A 20649-nucleotide genomic window follows, 5' to 3' on the forward strand; every position below is an offset into this window, starting at 1 on the left:
CCGTATCTTTACGCGAAGATGCATCGAACGGCGCCCAACGGCGATCAACACGCCGATTGACGGCCATTCGCGCGTCACCGCGAAAGTCATTGAAACGCCGCCTTGGGCGCTAAAATGGCGAGTGCTTACAGCCCCTTGAACGAGCCTGCACGCGATGAATCACTTCCCCAAACTGCTGTCGTCGCAGATCGGTTTCGACGTCGCGCAGACGATGCTCGAATACTTCGATCGCCATTACCGGATCTTCCGCGAAGCGGCGGTCGATGCGAAGACGCTGTTCGAGCGCGGCGACTGGCACGGGCTGCAGCGGCTCGCGCGCGAGCGGATCACGTCGTACGACGATCGCGTGAAGGAATGCGTCGAGGTGCTGGAAGACGAGTACGACGCGGAGAACATCGACGACGAAGTGTGGCAGCAGATCAAGCTGCACTACATCGGGCTGCTCACGTCGCACCGCCAGCCCGAGTGCGCGGAAACCTTCTTCAATTCGGTGTGCTGCAAGATCCTGCACCGCTCGTATTTCAACAACGATTTCATCTTCGTGCGCCCGGCGATTTCGACCGAGTACCTGGAGAACGACGAGCCGGCCGCGAAGCCGACCTACCGCGCGTACTACCCGGGCACCGACGGGCTCGCGGTCACGCTCGAGCGCATCGTCACGAACTTCCAGCTCGAGCCGGCGTTCGAGGATCTCGCGCGCGACATCGGCTGCGTGATGCAGGCGATCGACGACGAATTCGGCCACTTCGACGAAGCGCCGAATTTCCAGATCCACGTGCTGTCGTCGCTGTTCTTCCGCAACAAGAGCGCGTACATCGTCGGCCGCATCATCAACGCCGACCGCGTGCTGCCGTTCGCCGTGCCGATCCGCCACGTGCGCCCGGGCCTGCTCGCGCTCGACACCGTGCTGCTGCGCCGCGACCTGCTGCAGATCATCTTCAGCTTCTCGCATTCGTACTTCCTCGTCGACATGGGCGTGCCGTCCGCGTACGTGGATTTCCTCTGCACGATCATGCCGGGCAAGCCGAAGGCCGAGATCTATACTTCGGTCGGGCTCCAGAAGCAGGGCAAGAACCTGTTCTACCGCGACCTGCTGCATCACCTGTCGCATTCGAGCGACCGCTTCATCGTCGCGCCCGGGATCAAGGGCCTCGTGATGCTCGTGTTCACGCTGCCGTCGTTCCCGTACGTGTTCAAGATCATCAAGGATCACTTCCCGCCGCCGAAGGACACGACGCGCGCGCAGATCATGGAGAAGTACCAGCTCGTGAAGCGCCACGACCGCCTCGGGCGGATGGCCGACACGCTCGAGTATTCGAGCGTCGCGCTGCCGCTCGCGCGGCTCGATCACGCGCTCGTGCGCGAACTCGAGAAGGAAGTGCCGTCGCTGCTCGAATACGAGGACGACAAGCTCGTGATCAAGCACCTGTACATCGAGCGCCGGATGACGCCGCTCAACCTGTACCTGCAGAACGGCACCGACGCGGACGTCGAGCATGGCGTGAAGGAATACGGCAACGCGGTGAAGGAGCTGATGAAGGCCAACATCTTTCCGGGCGACATGCTGTACAAGAACTTCGGCGTCACGCGCCACGGCCGCGTCGTGTTCTACGACTACGACGAGATCGAGTACCTGACCGACTGCAACGTGCGGCGCGTGCCGCCGCCGCGCAACGAGGAAGACGAGCTGTCCGGCGAACCGTGGTATACCGTCGGCCCGCACGACATCTTTCCGGAGACCTACGGGCCGTTCCTGCTCGGCGACCCGCGCGTGCGCGGCGTCTTCATGAAGCATCACGCGGACTTTTTCGATCCCGCGCTGTGGCAGGCGAGCAAGGACAAGCTGATGCAGGGCGAGTTGCCCGATTTTTATCCGTACGACGCGGCGCTGCGCTTTTGCGTGCGCTACCCCGCGCGCTTCGGCGCGACGGACCGGAACGACGGCGAAGGCGGCGCGCAGCGCGCCGCCTGACGCCGGCAACACCGCAATCATTATCGACCCGATTTCCGCCAACGGAATCCACACCGATGACTACCCAAGACAATCCGCTTTCACATCTGTTCGACAACAACGATGCCTGGGTCAAGCGCCAGCTCGCCGACGATCCCGATTTCTTCGCACGGCTCGCCGACCAGCAGGCGCCGGAATATCTGTGGATCGGCTGCTCGGATTCGCGCGTGCCGGCCAACCAGATCATCGGCCTGCCGCCGGGCGAGGTGTTCGTCCACCGCAACATCGCGAACGTCGTCGTGCACAGCGACCTGAACTGCCTGTCGGTGATCCAGTTCGCGGTCGACATCCTGCGCGTGAAGCACATCATGGTCGTCGGCCACTACGGCTGCTCGGGCGTGAACGCGGCGCTGCACAACCGCCGTGTCGGCCTCGCGGACAACTGGCTGCACCACGTGCAGGACGTGCGCGAGCGCCATGCGGCGCTGCTCGACGAATGGCCGGTCGGCGAAGCGCGGTACCGCCGCCTGATCGAGCTGAATTCGATCGAACAGGTCGTCAACGTGTGCCGCACGACGATCGTCAACGACGCATGGGCGCGGGGCCAGTCGCTGACCGTGCACGGGCTCGTGTACGGCGTGCACGACGGCCGGATGCGCAACCTCGGGATGTCCGTGTCGAACTTCGATGCGCTCGACGAAACCTACCGGCGCTGCGTGGCGGCGCTGACCGCACGCGGCCAGCATGCGCCCGACAACGACATGGTCGCGGCGGACGCCGCGCAGCTCGACGGCGTCGCGCAGGCAGTCGCCGCCACGCTCAAGCCGTGCGACGACGCGCAGTAACGCGCAATGACGGGCCGGCCGTCTGGCGGCGGCTACCGCGCGGGCGCGGCACGCGTCGAACGGATCTGACACCGGCGCTGCCACGGCGGCGCCAACCCAAGGAGCGACGGGCATGAAAACCGTATTGATCGTCGGTGCATCGCGCGGCCTCGGCCGCGAATTCGTCCGGCAATACCGGCGCGACGGCTGGAACGTGATCGCCACCGCGCGCGACGCGGCGTCGCTCGACGCGTTGCGCGCGCTCGGCGCGCAGCCGCATGCGCTCGACATCGCGCAGCCCGAGCAGATCGCGGCGCTCGGCTGGAAGCTCGACGGCGAGCGGCTCGATGCGGCCGTGCTCGTGTCGGGCGTGTACGGGCCGCGCACCGAAGGCGTCGAGACGATCACCGCCGAGGATTTCGACGCGGTGATGCATACGAACGTGCGCGGGCCGATGCAGTTGCTGCCGATCCTGCTGCCGCTCGTCGAGGACGCGCGCGGCGTGCTGGCCGTCGTGTCGAGCCGGATGGGCAGCATCGCGGAGGCGACCGGCACGACGGGCTGGCTGTACCGCGCGAGCAAGGCCGCGCTGAACGACGCGCTGCGCATCGCGTCGCTGCAGACCCGCCATGCCGCGTGCATTTCGCTGCATCCCGGCTGGGTGCGCACCGACATGGGCGGTGCGCAAGCCGCGATCGACCCGGAAACGAGCGTGACCGGGATGCGTCGCGTCATCGCCGAATCCGCTTCGGACCTGTCTCAGGCGAACGGCCGGTTCTTCCAGTACGACGGCATCGAGCTCAGTTGGTGAGCGGCGCCGGCAACCGGGCGTTGTCAACCGAGCGTTGTTAATTCACATTCCGCATGATTTTGAACCGACCTGATGCATGCCCGTGCGGCGGCGCGTCGCCCGCGCACGCCGGCAAAGCGCCGGCGCCCCGCTATGCGGCCTGCTGCGGCCGCTTCATCGATGGCGGCGAAGCCGCCCCGACCGCTCTCGAATTGATGCGTTCGCGGTACAGCGCGTACGTGCTGGGAGCGACCGCTTATCTGCGCGCGACATGGGCCGCGCGCACCTGCCCGCCCGATCTCGACACCGACCCGGACGCACCGGACGCGCCGCGCTGGCTGGGCCTCGCGGTCAAACGCCACGTGCCGCTCGACGACCGGCATGCGGAGGTCGAATTCGTGGCCCGTTACAAGGTCGGCGGACGCGCGTACCGGCTCCACGAGACGAGCCGCTTCGAGCGCGACGAGCAGGGATTCTGGCGCTATGTCGACGGCGAAGTAAGTGAACGCTGACAAATAGTTGCCCTGTCAGACGCCGGGTAATTCCCGCATTGCACAACCCGATTTTGTCGGGCTACGATGGCCTCGAATTGGTCATGTTGCATGGCAGGGCTTACGGATGGCGTTCAGCAAGGTATTGGTGGGATGGATGGCGGCCTGTGCGCTGTCGGCCGCTCAGGCCGGTACGCTGCCGAGCGCCAATACGGGTGCAGGCGCCAGCGGGTCGCTCGCCCACGCGGAGCACTTCGACTACGCCGACTCGAACCTGCCGCAGATCGCTGCCGACCTCAACGAACAGATCCTCCGCATTCCGGCCGACGCGTCGGGCGCCGTCACGCTCGAGGCGACGCTTTTCAAGCCGAACGGCCCCGGCCCGTTCCCGCTCGTCGTCTTCAACCACGGTAAAAATACCGGCGATCTCCATCTGCAGCCGCGCAGCCGGCCGCTCGCGTTCGCGCGCGAATTCGTGCGCCGCGGCTATGCGGTGATCGCGCCGAATCGCCAGGGCTTCGCCGGTTCGGACGGCACGTACCGGCAGGAAGGCTGCAACGTCGGCAAGAATGGCCTCGCCCAGGCCGCCGACGTCGATGCGACGGTGCGCTACATGTCGCGCCAGCCGTACGTCGATGCGTCGCGCATCGTCGTCGCCGGCACGTCGCACGGCGGCCTCGTGTCGATCGCATACGGCACCGAAGCCGCAGCGGGCGTGCGCGGCATCATCAACTTCTCCGGCGGGCTGCGCCAGGACCTGTGCGACGGCTGGCAGCGCAACCTCGTCGACGCGTTCGACCAGTACGGCGCGCATACCGCCGTGCGGTCGCTGTGGCTGTACGGCGACAACGATTCGGTGTGGACGCCCGCGCTCGTCGCGCAAATGCACGACGCATACGTGTCGCACGGCACGCAGGCCCAGTTCATCGATTTCGGCCGCTACAAGGACGACGCGCACCGGCTGATCGTCGATCGCGACGGCGTGCCCGTGTGGTGGCCGGCCGTGCACGCGTTCCTCGCCGAACTGAACCTGCCGACCGCGGTGCGCTATGCCGTCGCGGATCCGCACGAACCGAAGGCCACCGGCTATGCGTCGATCGATGCGGTCAACGCGGTGCCCTACGTCGACGAAGCGGGCCGCGAAGGCTATCGCCGCTTCCTGAACCAGCATCCGAGCCGCGCGTTCGCGGTGTCGTCGGAAGGCGCGTGGTCGTGGGCCGAAGGCGGCGACGATCCGATGGCGCTGGCGCTCGACAACTGCGCGAAGCAAGGGGCAGGCGCGTGCCGGCTGTATGCGGTCAACGACCGCGTCGTGTGGAGCGACAACGCGACGCAGACGGCCGACAACGGCGACGATCACGCCCGCGACGTCGATACGCGCGCACTGGCTTCGCGCTGACGCGCGGCTGCCGTCCTCCCTTCGCGCTCCGCCCATCAAGGTCGTCGCGGCGCGCCACTACCGGCTCGTCAAATCGAGCACACACTGCGTCACGCTCGTTTTTACGAGCGATCGACGTGAATTCGCCCCGGATTTTTCGTCCCGTCGTCAGCCCTTGCGCCGCCCCGTCGATCAGGCAAATCCGCGAAACGAGATCGCCCCTTGACGCCTCCCACGCGTCCCACGCCGCACCATCATCGTTCCCCTTATTTCACCGCTACGCCGCCCCTCGCCCTGCGATTTTTTCTGTCGGGGGGTGTCACTCGAACGTCGTCATCTGCGCGCATTTCGCCCGATCCGCCGCGTTCCGTCCCGAGCCCCGCCGAACTGCGCCGAACTCCCGCCCCGCAAGGCTTTGCGGCGTTTGTAACCGCTAGTGCAACGTCCGGCGGAACACGCTAATCTCTGCGCGTTTCGTGTTCCGCCGCGCGGCATCCCGTCGATGCCGCGCGGCCGTTTTACCCCCGGAGTCGCCTTGAGTACGCCAGCCACCGACGACTGGGTCGCGCGCAGCCTGCGCGCGGTCTGGCATCCCTGCACCCAGATGAAGCATCACGAGCGCCTGCCGCTCGTCCCCGTCGCGCGCGGCGCGGGCGTGTGGCTGTACGACCGCGACGGCCGCCGCTACTTCGACGCGATCAGCTCGTGGTGGGTCAACCTGTTCGGCCATGCGAACCCGGACATCAACGCGGCGCTGAAGGACCAGCTCGACACGCTCGAGCACGCGATGCTCGCCGGCTGCACGCACGAACCGGCGATCGAACTCGCCGAACGGCTGCATGCGCTCACCGCGCGCACGCTCGGCCATGCGTTCTTCGCATCGGACGGCGCGTCGGCCGTCGAGATCGCGCTGAAGATGAGCTTCCACGCGTGGCGCAACCGCGGCCGCGCGAACAAGCAGGAATTCGTCTGCGTCGCGAACAGCTATCACGGCGAGACGATCGGCGCGCTCGGCGTGACCGACGTCGCGCTGTTCAAGGATGCGTACGATCCGCTGATCCGCCACGCGCACGTCGTCGCGTCGCCCGATGCGCGCGGCGCGCTGCCGGGCGAGACGGCCGCCGACGTCGCGGGCCGCGCGCTCGCGGACGTGCGGCGGCTGTTCGTCGAACGCGGCAACCGGATCGCCGCGCTGATCGTCGAGCCGCTCGTGCAGTGCGCGGCCGGCATGGCGATGCACGATCCGTCGTACGTGCGCGGGCTGCGCGCGCTGTGCGACGAATTCGGCGTGCACCTGATCGCCGACGAGATCGCGGTCGGCTGCGGCCGCACGGGCACCTTCTTCGCGTGCGAGCAGGCCGGCGTCTGGCCCGATTTCATGTGCCTGTCGAAAGGCATCAGCGGCGGCTACCTGCCGCTGTCGCTCGTGCTCACGCGCGACGACGTGTTCGCGGCGTTCTACGACGACGACACGACGCGCGGCTTCCTGCACTCGCATTCGTACACGGGCAACCCGCTCGCGTGCCGCGCGGCCGTTGCAACGCTCGATCTGTTCGCGCGCGACGACGTGCTCGCGAGCAACGCCCGCAAATCGGCGACGCTGCGCGCGGCGCTCGCGCCGCTCGACGCGCATCCGCACGTGCGCCACCTGCGCGAGCGCGGCACGCTGTTCGCGTTCGACGTCGCGCTCGACGGCGATGCGGCACGCAGCTTCTCGCGACGCTTCTTCGAACAGGCGCTCGCGCACGAACTGCTGCTGCGCCCGATCGGCACGACCGTGTACCTGATGCCGCCGTACGTGATGAGCGACGACGACATCGCGTGGCTCGCGCAACACACGCGCGACACGCTCGACGCCACGCTGGAGGACCTCGGCCGATGAGCCTGCTCGACACCCTGCAACGCGGCCTCGCCGATCTCGACGCCCAAGGGCTGCGCCGCGTGCGCCGCATCGCCGATACCGCGTGCGACGCGCGCATGACCGTGAACGGCCGCGAAATTGTCGGCTTCGCGAGCAACGACTACCTCGGCCTCGCCGCGCATCCGGCGCTCGTCGCCGCGTTCGCGCAAGGCGCGCAGCGCTACGGCTCCGGCAGCGGCGGCTCGCACCTGCTCGGCGGGCATTCGCGCGCGCATGCCCGGCTCGAGGACGAACTCGCGGGTTTCGCGGGCGGCTTCTCCGATGCGCCGCGCGCGCTGTACTTCAGCACCGGCTACATGGCGAATCTCGCCGCGATGACGGCGCTCGCCGGCAAGGGCGCGACGATCTTTTCCGACGCACTGAACCACGCATCGCTGATCGACGGCATGCGGCTGTCGCGCGCGAACGTGCAGGTCTATCCGCACGCCGATACGGCCGCGCTCGCCGCGCTGCTCGATGCGTCGGACGCCGAAACGAAGCTGATCGTCAGCGATACCGTGTTCAGCATGGACGGCGACGTCGCGCCGCTCGCCGAACTCGTCGCGCTGGCCGAACGCCACCGCGCGTGGCTCGTCGTCGACGACGCGCACGGCTTCGGCGTGCTCGGCCCGCAGGGTCGTGGCGCGCTCGCGGCCGCCGCGCTGCGTTCGCCGCATCTCGTGTACGTCGGCACGCTCGGCAAGGCGGCCGGCGTCGCCGGCGCGTTCGTGATCGCGCATGAAACCGTGATCGAATGGCTGATCCAGCGCGCACGCAGCTACATCTTCACGACCGCCGCGCCGCCGGCCGTCGCGCATGCGGTCTCGGCGAGCCTGAAGCTGATCGCGGGCGACGAAGGCGACGCGCGCCGCGCGCACCTCGCCGCGCTGATCGAACGCACGCGCGCGCTGCTGCGCAACACGCGCTGGCAGCCGGTCGATTCGCACACGGCCGTGCAGCCGCTCGTGATCGGCAGCAACGACGCGACGCTCGCCGCGATGCGCGCGCTCGACGCGCACGGCCTGTGGGTGCCTGCGATCCGGCCGCCGACGGTGCCGGCCGGCACGTCGCGGCTGCGCGTGTCGCTGTCGGCCGCGCATTCGTTCGACGATCTCACGCGGCTCGAAGCCGCGTTGATCGAAGCCAGCGAGGCAGCCGCATGACCGCCGCCCCGCTTTCCGTCTTCGTCACCGGCACCGACACCGAAATCGGCAAGACCTTCGTGTCGGCCGCGATGCTGCACGGCTTCGCGCGGCACGGGCTGCGCGCGGCCGCGCTGAAGCCGGTCGCGGCCGGCGCGTACGAACGCGACGGCGTGTGGCGCAACGAGGATGCCGATCAGCTCGACGCCGCCGCGAACGTCGCGCTGCCGCCCGAGCTGCGCACGCCGTTTCTGCTGAAGGCGCCCGCCGCGCCGCACATCGTCGCCGCGCAAGAAGGCGTGACGCTCGATCTCGACACGATCGTCGCGTGCCATCGCGAAGCGCTGACGCGCGCGGACGTCGTCGTCGTCGAAGGCGTCGGCGGCTTTCGCGTGCCGCTGAACGACACGCAGGACACCGCCGATCTCGCGGTCGCGCTCGGCCTGCCCGTCGTGCTCGTCGTCGGCGTCCGGCTCGGCTGCATCAGCCATGCGCTGCTGACGGCCGACGCGATTCGCGCACGCGGCCTCACGCTCGCGGGCTGGGTCGCGAACCACGTCGACCCGGCCATGTCGTTCGCCGACGAGAACGTCGCGACGATCCGCGACTGGCTCGCGCGCGAGCACCGCGCGCCGCTCGTCGGCCGCATCGCGCACATGACGCCGGCCGCCCCCGAATCCGCCGCGGCGATGCTCGACATCGCCGCGCTCGTCGAGTCGCTGCGCGCCGCGCGGCATTGACCCGACCGATCCCCCCATCCCGCCCAGGACAGGAAAACGAAATGACCCAAGCCCAGACCGCCGCCGTGCAACCCGACTCGATTCCCGTCGCTGCACCGGCCCCGCAACGCTGGCGCGTCGCCGACGTCGTCGCGCTGTTCGAGTTGCCGTTCAACGACCTGATGTTCCGCGCGCAGCAGGTGCATCGCGAGCACTTCGACGCGAACGCGGTGCAGTTGTCGACGCTGCTGTCGATCAAGACGGGCGGCTGCGAGGAAGATTGCGGCTACTGCTCGCAGTCGTCGCATCACGATACGGGCCTGAAGGCCGAGAAGCTGATGGACGTCGACGCGGTGCTCGACGCCGCGCGCGCGGCGAAGGCAAACGGCGCGAGCCGCTTCTGCATGGGCGCCGCATGGCGCAACCCGAAGGAGCGCCACATGCCGGCGCTGACCGAAATGGTGCGCGGCGTGAAGGAACTCGGCCTCGAAACCTGCATGACGCTCGGCATGCTCGAGGACGAGCAGGCGCAGCAGCTCGCCGACGCGGGCCTCGACTACTACAACCACAACCTCGACACGTCGCCGGAGTTCTACGGTCAGGTGATCTCGACGCGCACCTACCAGGATCGTCTCGACACGCTCGATCGCGTGCGCGACGCGGGCATCAACGTGTGCTGCGGCGGCATCATCGGGATGGGCGAATCGCGCCGCGAGCGCGCGGGCCTGATCTCGCAGCTCGCGAACCTGAACCCGTATCCGGAATCGGTGCCGATCAACAACCTCGTTGCGATCGAAGGCACGCCGCTCGAAGGCACCGCGCCGCTCGATCCGTTCGAGTTCGTGCGCACGATCGCGGTCGCGCGCATCACGATGCCGAAGGCGGTCGTGCGCCTGTCGGCCGGCCGCGAGCAGCTCGACGACGCGATGCAGGCGATGTGCTTCCTCGCAGGCGCGAACTCGATGTTCTACGGCGACCAGCTGCTGACGACGAGCAACCCGCAGACGCAGCGCGATCGCGCGCTGTTCGAGCGCCTCGGGATTCGCGCGAGCCAGGCCGATGCGCTGGCGGAAAACGCGTAAGCGGCAGTTTCATTGCTGCGACGAAAGCCGGGACGTGTCCCGGCTTTTTTTGTCAACGAACGTCACGGGCTGTGTGCATCGCAATCGCGTCCGCACTAATATTTCCCCCGTTCGCCGTAGCGATCGCGCGCGGGGACACACGGCCCGTCGGGCCGACATCCAATCACACTCGGGGGAAACAGGAATGAACAAAATCGCCGTCGCCGTGCTCGGCTTCGTCGCGGCTACCGCGCACGCCGCAGAACCGAAATGTTCAACGCAGACGCTGAACGGACACACCAGCGAGCTGTGCGTGACGAGCGTACCGTTCCAGCACGACTACTACACGCTGAAGGTCGATCGCGCACTGATCTTCACGTTGCCGGACGATTACGTCGAAGACGTCGCGCTGACGCACACGATTCCACAGGACGCGGCGATCGAGTTCCCGCTGTCGCGGCAAGGCACGCCGACGGTGAAGATCTCGGGCGGCTGCGCGCCGGTCAGCGAGACGCGCGACGGCACGGCGCTCGAGGTCGGCCGCCGCTGTTCGTTCAAATGGGGAAGCGTCGACATTCTGAAGGATCTGACGATCCGCTACGACTGACGAGCACGCACGCGTGTTGTCAACGCGGCACGCGCGCCACGTCGTCGAGCGCTGCGCGCGCCCTCGCGACGAGCCGCTCGTCGACCGGCGCCAGCACCTCGCCGCGCGGCCGCACGCCCGAGCCGAAGTGCACCGCGCGCACGCCCGTCGTACGGACGAAATCGCCGACCGCATCGACGGTCAGCCCCGAGCCGGCCAGCACCGTGCACGTCGAGCCTTCCGCGTGCCGCACCATCCGCGCGATCGTCGCGGCCGCATCGAGCACCGACGGATGACCGCCCGACGTCAGCACCGACGTGACGGCCGGCACGCGCAGCAGCGCGTCGAATGCGGCGTTCAGGTCGCGCGCGACGTCGAATGCGCGGTGGAACGTCAGGTCGCGGCCGTCCGCGGCGGCCGCGATGCGCGCGAGCGCGTCGAGATCGATGTCGCCGCGCGCATCGAGCGCGCCGAACACGATGCCGTTCGCGCCGGCCGCGACAGCTGCGCGTACGTCGCGCTCGATCACGCGCAGATCGTCGGCGTCGTAGACGAACGAACGGCTGTGCGGCCGCACGATCACGTTCACCGGAATCGGCACGGCGGCCACGACGGCTTCGATCAGGCCGACGCTCGGCGTCAGCCCGCCTTCGCCGATCGCGGTCACGAGTTCGAGCCGGTCGGCGCCCGCGCGGGCGGCGGTCTTCGCATCGCCGACGGTCGTGGCGATCACTTCGAGGAGCACGGAAGAAGCAGCGGTTCGGATCATCGGCGGCTCGCGTATCGTCAGGACAATGCGCGCATCGTAGCGGAGCGGCGCGACCCGCGCCAGCGGGCAGGCCGCCGCCCGCGTCAGCCGCGCCGCACGAGCCAGGCGCCAGCCAGGCCGGACAACGCCGTCACCGCGAAACCGGGCATGAACCGGAACATCCGCACGCTGACGTGCAGCCCCTGCTGCCGCATCACGTCGATGAACTCAGGCGACATCAGCATCGCCACCCAGCCGATCATCCCGAGCGCGGTGGTCGCGGTCGCGACGAGCAACGCGATGCCCACGCCGCGCGTACGCGGCCGAAATGCGCCGGCGAACGCGCCCACGGCAAGGAGCACGGCCGACACCGCGAACAGCACGGCGCCGAATACGATCATGAAGCCCGGATGGCCGATCCTGATGAACGCCATCGTCTGCGCGCAGAGCACGCACATGCCAGCGATCGCGAACAGTGCGATCGCCAGTGCGTTACGCAGAACCTTCATGCGAGCGCCTGCCGGAAATACGCGGTCGCCGGGCGCCGGAACAGCAGGTAGACGAACAGCGCGAACAGCAGCACGCCGGGAATCATCGCGACGAACATCGTCGACGGCATGTTGACGAGCGAGAACGCGAAGCCGAACCCGGACGTCGCCAAATACGCGTTGCGCGACCACTCGCGGCCCTTGAGGATCGCGACGCCGATCGCGACGTTCGTCGCTTCGACGATCACGCTGACGCCGAGCGTCGCCCAGACGGGCAGCAGATAGTGCGACATCAGCGCCTGCGCAGCCGGCGCGCGGATCGAGAACGGCGTATAGATGCACGCGATCGCATTGGTCACGATCAGGATCCACGCGAGGATCGTCAGCGAAATCGGTCTTTTCATTTGTTTTCCTGTTGTTATCCGCCGTCATGGTGCCCCCGGGACGGCGCGATCGCGGCCACGGCGGCCGCGATCGCGCCATTGTCGAGGAAGCACGCGTCGAGCGCAACGATGGTGCGGCGCCGGCGCGTCCGGATCGTGACAATCGCCGCATGCGCGGCGCACGGCGCTAACCGGCCGGCGCCTCCTCGTCGCTCCAGTCGATGTCGCCGCACAGCACGCGCTGCGCATCGCCGACGCGCACGGCCACCGACAGCGTCACGCACGGCTGCGCCTCGTTGATCGACAGGTACGGCCGCGTGACCTGCACGCGCCCCGGTTCGGCGATCGCCGAGCGGAAATACGGCCGGCGCAGCCAGTTCGCGCCCTGCGCGTCCGCCAGCGGCGAAAAGCGCGCCTCGGCCAGCGCGCGATCGGCGCGCAGCACGACGTTGCGGCCCGACTGCCGGCCCTGCGCGTCGAGCAGGAAACAGCGCGCGGCCGCGTCGAGCGCGAGGAAGTTCCAGCACACCTCGTCGAGCGGCTCGCCGGCCTCGAGGCGTTCGGCCGCCCGTTCGAACGCACGCAGGTACGGGGCGAGCCGCTGCGTGTCGCGCCGCTCGCGCGCTTCGGTCTGCTGACGAAAGCGCTCGGTCAGCTCGCCGATGCAGCCGGTCGCGGCCGCGCTGTCGGGCAGCCCCGGCGCGGGCCGGCCGAAGTAGTAGCCCTGCACGAAATCGGCCTCGCACGACAGCGCGATCTGCGCTTCGTGCTCGGTCTCGATCCCTTCGACGAGCACCAGCTTGCCGGCCTCGTGCAACAGCGTCACGAGCCCGTGCAGGATCGCGGTAAGCCCCGTCCGGTGCGCCGCGTGCGACAGCATGATCCGGTCGAGCTTCACGATGTCCGGGTTCAGTTGCCAGATCCGCTCGAGGTTCGAGTGGCCCGCGCCGAAATCGTCGAGCGCGATCAGGAAGCCGTGCGTGCGGAATTCGCGCACGGCCTCCGCGAGCCGCTCGATGTCGTCCGCGCGCTGTTCGAGCACTTCGAGCACGACGCGTCGCGGCGGCATGCCGAGCCGCTTCAGGTTCGCGAGCAGCGCGGCCGCCTGGAACGGATCCGTGAGCACGCCCGGGTGGACGTTGAGAAACAGCCACTCGCGCTCCGCGCCGAGCAGCGCGAAGTTCTCCAGATGCAGCGCCTGCGCGAGCCGGTCGAGCTGCAGCAGTTCGCCGCGGCGCGCGGCTTCGCCGAACACGTCGAGCGGCGACACGGCGCGGTCGAGCGCATCGTGCGCGCGCAGCAACGCCTCGTAGCCGACCGCACGCTGGTGCGACAGGCTGAATATCGGCTGGAATACGGTCGTGAGCGTCAGGTCGCGGTGCTGCGTCGCGAGCCGTTCGAAGCCGGAGCTCATCTCCCGCTCGAACCGGTACGGCGACGCGGTGGCCGGACGCTCCTGTTGCACGATCGTCATGCCCTTCTCCTGGTGATGCAGTCGAACGCGGCGTCCGGCGAAACGGACGACGAACGGGACGGCGCGCGCAATGTCATGGTTGGACCCTCGGTTGCCCGGCTCGGGCCGGGCGGCTGCCTACCTTCAAGCAAGCTCCGTGCAAGGTGCGCGGACCCCATGCGCCGCACGGCCGCGCGGGGCCGCCGCACCATCGTGGCGCACCGCCGACGCACCATTTCCGTGCGCACGCACCGGCCGCTCGAGCGCATCCGTCACGTCGGCACGCTACACTCCGTACGACCGTTTCATTCTGCCTATCCGCCGTATCGATGGAAATCGTCTTCACAGTCCTCATCCTGCTGCTGACCGTCGCGCTGTCCGGCGCCGTCACGCGCCTCCTGCCGTTGCAACTGCCGCTGCCGCTGATGCAGATCGCGTTCGGCGCGATGCTCGCGTGGCCGAAGCTGAACCTGCACGTCACGTTCGACCCCGAAATCTTCATGCTGCTGTTCATTCCGCCGCTGCTGTTCGCGGACGGCTGGCGAATTCCCAAGCGCGAGCTTTACCTGCAGCGCCGCGCGATCCTGATGCTCGCGTTCGGGCTCGTGTTCATGACGGTACTCGCAGTCGGCTACTTCGCGCATTGGCTGATTCCCGAGTTGCCGCTGCCGATCGCGTTCGCGCTCGCGGCGGTGCTGTCGCCGACCGACGCGGTCGCGCTGTCCGGCATCGCAGGCAAGGGGCGCATTCCGCCGCAACTGATGCACATCCTCGAAGGCGAGGCGTTGATGAACGACGCGTCGGGCCTCGTCGCGCTGAAGTTCGCGATCGCGGCCGCGCTGACCGGCGTGTTCTCGCTGCGCGCCGCATCGGTCACGTTCGTGATCGTCGCGGCCGGCGGGCTCGCGACGGGTGCGATCGTGTCGTGGGTGTTCAGCGCGCTGTCGACGCGCTTCCTGAATGCCGAGCAGGAAGGCGACCCGGCCCCCGGCATCGTGATGACGCTGCTGGTGCCGTTCGCGGCCTACCTGTTCGCCGAGCACCTCGACCTGTCGGGCGTGCTCGCGGCCGTGTCGGCCGGGATGATGATGAACTACACGAGCTTTTCGCGCAAAAGCACCGTCGCGTCGCGCGTGCGCGCCGAAAGCACGTGGGCGATGATCGAGTTCGTGTTCAACGGCATGGTGTTCATCATGCTCGGGCTGCAGTTGCCGCACATCATCGGCCGCGCACTCGTCGATGCGCACCATACGAGCGACGCGCTGGTCGGCCGCATGATCTTCAACGTGTGCGCGATGATGCTCGCGCTGTACGCGATCCGCTTCCTGTGGGTGTGGCTGCTGCGCTGGTTCGCGAGCCGCCGCGCCGCGCGCCATGGCCTCGCCGGCACGATGGCCGGCGTGCGCACGATCGCGGTGATGACGGTCGGCGGCGTGCGCGGCGCGGTCACGCTCGCCGGTGTGCTGTCGATCCCGGTCGCGCTGTCCGACGGCGTGCCGCTGCCGGGCCGCGACACCGCGGTCTTCATCGCGTCGGCCGTGATCCTGGGCTCGCTGATCGTCGCGGTGATCGGCCTGCCGCTGCTGCTGCGCGGCGTGCGCTCGACGCGCAACCCGCTCGGCGACGAGGAGCGCATTGCACGCTCGGCCGCCGCGCAGGCCGCGATCCGCGCGGTCGATTCGTCGCACGACGCGATCTCGGCCGATCTCGACGAATCGGGCGCGGCACGCTGCGCGGACATCTCCGCACGCGTGATGGACCAGTACCGCCGCCGGCTGGCCGCGCTGGCCGAGGACGGCCCCACGCCGCGCGCGCAAGCGCAGCAGGCCGAAACGATGGAGCTGCAGATGCGGATCGCGGCCGTGCGTGCGGAACGCTCGGCGCTGTATCGGCTGCGCAGCGACAGCAAGATTTCCGACGAGACGCTGACGAAGCTGCTTCGCGAGATCGACCTGTCCGAAACCGCGCTGTCGACGCGCAAGAAAGGCATTCTTTGAGCGACCGGCCCCGGCCTGCGCGCCGCCGCCCGCGGGCATGAAAAAACGGCGACGCATCGGCGTCGCCGTCCTCACCTCCGCTCGCGATCGCGTTACTTCGCGACGACGACCGGGATCCCCTTCAGCATCCCCGCGCCCTTCATCTCGTCGAGCGCGTGCTGCACGGCCGCGCTCGTCGCCGCGTCGATGCCGAGCTGCAATGCGAGCTCGCGTTCCGCGCGCTTCACGCCGGCGAGGTTGCGCACCTTCACGTGGCCGAAGCCGCGCACGCGGGCGTGCAGGTCGGCCAGTTGCACGACCTGCGCCGCATTGCCGGCCGTCATCGCGGCGAACGCACGCGCGAGCGTGGTTTCGTAGTCGTCGGCCAGCGCGCGCTCCATCCGGCGCTCGACCGTGCGGCCGAACGGATCGAGCCACGTGCCGCGCAGGCTACGCACGCGCGCCAGCATGCCGAGCACCGGCCACATCCACTGGCCGAACACGCGCTTCCTCGGCGCGGCGCCGTCGCTGCCGGCCTTCGCGACCGTCGGCGGCGCCAGGTTGAACTTCACGCGGTACGCGTGGCCCGGCACGCCTTCGAACTGCGCTTCGAGCGCCGTGCGGAACGCGTCGTCCGTGTACAGCCGCGCGACTTCGTATTCGTCCTTCACCGCGAGCAGCCGGTAGAACGTCGTCGCGACCGCGCGCGTGAGCGCGTCGTCGCCCTTCGCGCGCGCCGCGTTCACCAGCGCACGGTAACGCTCGACGTAGCGCGCGCCGCCGTATGCGTCGAGGCGCGCTTCGCGATCGGCGATCAGCTCCGCGAGCGTCTCCGGCGCGGCGTGGGCGGCCACCGCATGCCGCGCGTTCCACAACGCGTCGAGGCCCGCCGCGTCGCCGGCCGCCATCCGGCCGATCGAGAACGCGAGCTTGTTCATCGGCACCGCGACGTTGTTCAGCTCGATCGCGCGCATCATCGCGGCGAGCGACACCGGTACGAGGCCGAGCTGCCATGCGAAGCCGAGCATCAGGATGTTCGCGCCGATCGAGTCGCCGAGGAACTTCGCGGCGAGCGCCTGCGCGTCGCAGCTCGACAGGTAGCCGTCGCCGGCAGCGTGGCGCATCTTCTCGAGCAGCGCATCCGCGTGCAGGTTCGCGTCGGGGTTCTGCACGAACGACGCATTCGGGATCCGGTGCGTGTTGACGACGATCCGCGAACGCGCGTGACGCACCGTCTGCAGCGCTTCGGCGCTCGCGCCGACGACCATGTCGCATGCGAGCAGTACGTCGGCCTGCTGCGTGTCGATGCGCACCTGGTTCAGCCACCGGTCGCTCGATGCGATCCGCACGAACGACAGCACCGAGCCGCCCTTCTGCGCGAAGCCCATGAAGTCGAGCACCGAGGCGCTCTTGCCTTCGAGGTGCGCGGCCATGCTGATCAGCGCGCCGACCGTCACGACGCCCGTGCCGCCGACGCCCGTCACGAGCATGTCGAACGGCGCCGCGTCGAGATGCGTCGCCGGCACCGGCAGCGCGTCGACGCGCGCGGCGAGCGCCGCTTCGTCGAATGCGGCGCCGGCCGCCTTCTTCAGCGCCGCGCCTTCGACCGTCACGAAGCTCGGGCAGAAGCCGTTCACGCACGAATAGTCCTTGTTGCACGACGACTGGTCGATGCGGCGCTTGCGGCCGAGCGGCGTTTCGAGCGGCTCGACCGACAGGCAGTTCGACTGCACGCCGCAATCGCCGCAGCCTTCGCACACCGCGTCGTTGATGAACAGGCGCTTGTCCGGGTCGGGGAATTCGCCTTTCTTGCGGCGGCGGCGCTTCTCGGCCGCGCAGGTCTGGTCGTAGATCAGCACGGTGACGCCCGGCGTCTCGCGCAATTCGCGCTGCACCGCGTCGAGTTCGCTGCGGTGATGGAACGTCGTGCCGGCCGGGAACTGCCCGTGATGGCCGTCGTACTTCTCCGGTTCGTCGGACACCACGACGAAGCGCGACACGCCTTCGGCCTCGACCTGCCGCGCGATCTGCGGCACCGAGATGCTGCCGTCGACCGGCTGGCCGCCCGTCATCGCCACCGCGTCGTTGTAGAGGATCTTGTACGTGATGTTCGCTTTCGCGGCGACCGCCTGGCGGATCGCGAGGATGCCCGAGTGAAAGTAGGTGCCGTCGCCGAGGTTCTGGAACACGTGCTTCATGTTGGTGAACATCGCGTGCGCGGCCCAGTCGACGCCCTCGCCGCCCATCTGGATCAGCCCCGTGGTGTCGCGCTCCATCCACGACGCCATGAAGTGGCAGCCGATGCCGGCCTGCGCGATCGAGCCTTCCGGCACCTTCGTCGACGTGTTGTGCGGGCAGCCCGAGCAGAAGTACGGCGTGCGCTTCACCGCATCGGCCTCGTTCGACAGGATCTGCGGCGCGACGAGATCGACGACCCGTTCGCGGCGGTCGAGCGCCGGCTTGTGCCGTGCGAGCCAGTCGGCGAACACCGGCAGGATGCGCGACGGGCGCAGCTCGCCGAGCTCGGAGAGCAGGCACGCGCCGGCCGCGTCATGCTTGCCGAGCACGCGCGGGCGCGCGCCTTCGGTGCGGTTGTACAGGTAGTCCTTGATCTGCTGCTCGACGACCGGCCCCTTCTCCTCGATCACCAGCACTTCGGCGAGCCCGTCGACGAAGGTCTCGACGCGCGTCATCTCGAGCGGATACGACAGGCCGACCTTGTAGATCCGCACGCCGGCCGCGTCGAGATCGGCGACCGTCAGGTCGAGGCGGCGCAGCGCTTCCATCAGGTCGAGGTGCGCCTTGCCGCAGGTGACGATCCCGACGTTCGCGTGCGCGCTCGGCGCGATCCACTTGTCGATGCTGTTGGCGCGCGCGAAATGGCGAACCGCGTCGAGCTTCGCCGCGAGGCGCGCCTCGATCGTGAGGCTCGGCAGGTCGGGCCAGCGGTTGTGCAGGCCGCCTGCGGGCGGCGTGAACCTCTCCGGTGCCGGCCAGCGCGTCTGCAATGCATCGAGGTCGACGGTCGAGCCCGACTCGACCGTTTCCGAGATCGCCTTGAAGCCGACCCACGCGCCCGAGTAGCGCGACAACGCCCAGCCGTACAGGCCGAATTCGAGCATGTCGGCGATGTTCGACGGGTTCACGACCGGCATGTGCCACGCCATCATCGCGAAGTCGCTCTGGTGCGGCATCGACGACGACACGCAGCCATGGTCGTCGCCCGCGACGACCAGCACGCCGCCGTGCGGCGACGAACCGTACGCGTTGCCGTGCTTCAGCGCGTCGCCCGCGCGATCGACACCCGGGCCCTTGCCGTACCACATCGCATACACGCCCTCGACCGTGCGCTCCGGGTCGGCCTCGACCCGCTGCGTGCCGAGCACCGCCGTGCCGCCGAGTTCCTCGTTGATCGCGGGCAGGAAGCGCACGCCGCTCGCGTCGAGCAGTTTCTTCGCCTTCCACAGCTGCTGGTCGACCATGCCGAGCGGCGAGCCGCGGTAGCCGCTGACGAAGCCGGCCGTGTTCAGCCCCTGCTCGACGTCGGCCGCGCGCTGCATCAGCAGCAGGCGAATCAGCGCCTGCGTGCCGGTCAGGAAGATCCGGCCGCGCGTCGCGGTCAGGTTGTCGGTCAGGCGGTAGTCGGACAGGGCAGGCGTGCCGTCGACGGGCAGGCGGGCGGTCATGGGGGGAGTCTCCGGATTGTGCTGTTCTGGGCCGTGCGCGGCGGGGCGTCGGGTGACGCGGGGCGCCGGCAGCGAATGGCTCTATTTTTTCGCGCGCAGCCGAGAATGTTTTTCCTCATCTTGCTCGGAGCGGCATGCGGCGAGAAAAACTGCGCAGCTTTCTGCCGATATTTGAGAGAGTTTTCGCGCGGGCAGCGGGAGCGCGGTGGGTGATGCGTCGGGGGCGGTCGACGCTCGGGCGGAAAAGCCGGCGCAAGTCGCAAGGATCGCCGCCCGACCGGCGATCGGCGCTCGAACCCCGACCGGCAAGGGTTTCGGCGGCATCGGCCGTCATCCTCACCATTGAAATGCACAGCGTTCCGAGTGGCCGGAAGCGACGGATGTCCACAATGCCGCGCCCTTCGGCCCGATCGGGCTCGCACGCTCACCGTTCGATTGCACAGCATTTCGAGTGGCGTCGGAGCCGGGATGTCCACATCCGGAATCGACATGCGGGACGCCCCTGGCAGCGGCGCTCACCGTTGAAATTCACAGCTTGGCGAGTGGGTCGCGGCGATGGATATCCACATCGGAAATCGCGGGGTTTCGTCGGTCCTCTGCTTGCGCTCACTGCTCGAATACACAGCGTCGAGAGTGGGTTTGGAGGGCGAATATCCTCGCCGGAACCCGCATGCCGCGCGATTGCCGGCTCGCACTCACCTTTGAAATACACAGGGGTTTGACTGGCTGCGGTGGCAGTTGTCCACGTCCAGGTCTACGTTGCCTCCTGGCCATCCGGGCACCCTCACCGTTGAAAACCACAGCGCTTCGAGTGATTGACCGGGCCGGATGCCCTCGCCTGAACACGCAGGCCATACGATTGCCGACTCACTCTCACCATTGATATACACAGGGGCTCAACTGGCTGCGGTGGCGGTTGTCCACGTCCGGATCTGCGTTGCCTCCTGGCCATCCGGGCACTCTCACCGTTGAAAACCACAGCGCTTCGAGTGATTGACCGGACCGGATACCCTCGCCTGAACACGCAGGCCATACGATTGCCGACTCACTCTCACCATTGATATACACAGGGG

General features: G+C 68.4%; 16 protein-coding genes. 11 read left to right on the forward strand and 5 right to left on the reverse strand.

Annotated elements, in window-relative coordinates:
- Positions 1-154 precede the first annotated feature (154 nt).
- From aceK to WT24_RS21850, 10 genes are all read left to right on the forward strand, one after another.
- Positions 155-1972, forward strand: a complete 1818-nt coding sequence (gene aceK / locus WT24_RS21805) for a bifunctional isocitrate dehydrogenase kinase/phosphatase (protein ID WP_060035827.1) — start codon at positions 155-157, stop codon at positions 1970-1972.
- Between the two features lie 56 nt (positions 1973-2028).
- Positions 2029-2796 carry a carbonate dehydratase gene (gene can, locus WT24_RS21810; RefSeq protein ID WP_059506375.1) on the forward strand — a complete coding sequence of 256 codons (768 nt, stop codon included), beginning with the start codon at positions 2029-2031 and terminating at the stop codon, positions 2794-2796.
- A 112-nt stretch (positions 2797-2908) separates the two neighbouring features.
- Positions 2909-3586 (forward strand): SDR family oxidoreductase, encoded by a 678-nt coding sequence (locus tag WT24_RS21815; RefSeq protein WP_059506377.1) that lies wholly within the window; start codon positions 2909-2911, stop codon positions 3584-3586.
- A 53-nt stretch (positions 3587-3639) separates the two neighbouring features.
- Positions 3640-4077 (forward strand): YchJ family protein, encoded by a 438-nt coding sequence (locus WT24_RS21820; RefSeq protein WP_059506379.1) that lies wholly within the window; start codon positions 3640-3642, stop codon positions 4075-4077.
- 106 nt (positions 4078-4183) lie between these two features.
- Entirely contained in the window at positions 4184-5455 is a 1272-nt protein-coding gene (locus WT24_RS21825; RefSeq protein ID WP_060035828.1) for a dienelactone hydrolase family protein, read from the forward strand.
- A 514-nt stretch (positions 5456-5969) separates the two neighbouring features.
- On the forward strand, positions 5970-7316 hold the full coding sequence (gene bioA, locus WT24_RS21830; protein WP_179949382.1) for an adenosylmethionine--8-amino-7-oxononanoate transaminase: 1347 nt from the start codon (positions 5970-5972) through the stop codon (positions 7314-7316).
- Positions 7313-8497: an 8-amino-7-oxononanoate synthase gene (gene bioF, locus WT24_RS21835; protein ID WP_060035830.1), complete on the forward strand. Its 1185-nt coding sequence runs from the start codon at positions 7313-7315 to the stop codon at positions 8495-8497. Before bioA ends, bioF begins: the two co-directional genes overlap by 4 nt.
- Positions 8494-9216 (forward strand): dethiobiotin synthase, encoded by a 723-nt coding sequence (gene bioD / locus WT24_RS21840; protein ID WP_059506388.1) that lies wholly within the window; start codon positions 8494-8496, stop codon positions 9214-9216. The genes bioF and bioD overlap by 4 nt, the downstream gene beginning before the upstream one ends.
- A gap of 41 nt (positions 9217-9257) precedes the next feature.
- The gene (gene bioB, locus WT24_RS21845; protein WP_059793540.1) at positions 9258-10277 is read left to right on the forward strand and encodes a biotin synthase BioB; all 1020 of its coding nucleotides are present in this window, start codon (positions 9258-9260) and stop codon (positions 10275-10277) included.
- A gap of 184 nt (positions 10278-10461) precedes the next feature.
- Entirely contained in the window at positions 10462-10863 is a 402-nt protein-coding gene (locus WT24_RS21850; RefSeq protein ID WP_059506392.1) for a hypothetical protein, read from the forward strand.
- Between the two features lie 19 nt (positions 10864-10882).
- Here WT24_RS21850 and WT24_RS21855 read toward each other — a convergent pair whose 3' ends face one another.
- From WT24_RS21855 to WT24_RS21870, 4 genes are all read right to left on the reverse strand, one after another.
- Positions 10883-11611 (reverse strand): copper homeostasis protein CutC, encoded by a 729-nt coding sequence (locus WT24_RS21855; protein WP_059506394.1) that lies wholly within the window; start codon positions 11609-11611, stop codon positions 10883-10885.
- An 83-nt stretch (positions 11612-11694) separates the two neighbouring features.
- Positions 11695-12099 (reverse strand): hypothetical protein, encoded by a 405-nt coding sequence (locus tag WT24_RS21860; RefSeq protein WP_060035831.1) that lies wholly within the window; start codon positions 12097-12099, stop codon positions 11695-11697.
- Entirely contained in the window at positions 12096-12482 is a 387-nt protein-coding gene (locus WT24_RS21865) for a hypothetical protein (RefSeq protein ID WP_060035832.1), read from the reverse strand. Before WT24_RS21865 ends, WT24_RS21860 begins: the two co-directional genes overlap by 4 nt.
- A gap of 166 nt (positions 12483-12648) precedes the next feature.
- Positions 12649-13935, reverse strand: a complete 1287-nt coding sequence (locus WT24_RS21870) for an EAL domain-containing protein (RefSeq protein WP_059506401.1) — start codon at positions 13933-13935, stop codon at positions 12649-12651.
- A gap of 308 nt (positions 13936-14243) precedes the next feature.
- On the opposite strand from WT24_RS21870, the gene WT24_RS21875 reads away from it, so the two are divergent.
- Positions 14244-15911 carry a Na+/H+ antiporter gene (locus WT24_RS21875; protein ID WP_059506402.1) on the forward strand — a complete coding sequence of 556 codons (1668 nt, stop codon included), beginning with the start codon at positions 14244-14246 and terminating at the stop codon, positions 15909-15911.
- A gap of 92 nt (positions 15912-16003) precedes the next feature.
- Here WT24_RS21875 and WT24_RS21880 read toward each other — a convergent pair whose 3' ends face one another.
- The gene (locus tag WT24_RS21880) at positions 16004-19576 is read right to left on the reverse strand and encodes an indolepyruvate ferredoxin oxidoreductase family protein (RefSeq protein WP_060035833.1); all 3573 of its coding nucleotides are present in this window, start codon (positions 19574-19576) and stop codon (positions 16004-16006) included.
- Positions 19577-20649: the final 1073 nt, after the last annotated feature.

Source organism: Burkholderia sp. MSMB1078WGS (genome assembly GCF_001528895.1).
In the GTDB taxonomy this organism is placed as follows: domain Bacteria; phylum Pseudomonadota; class Gammaproteobacteria; order Burkholderiales; family Burkholderiaceae; genus Burkholderia.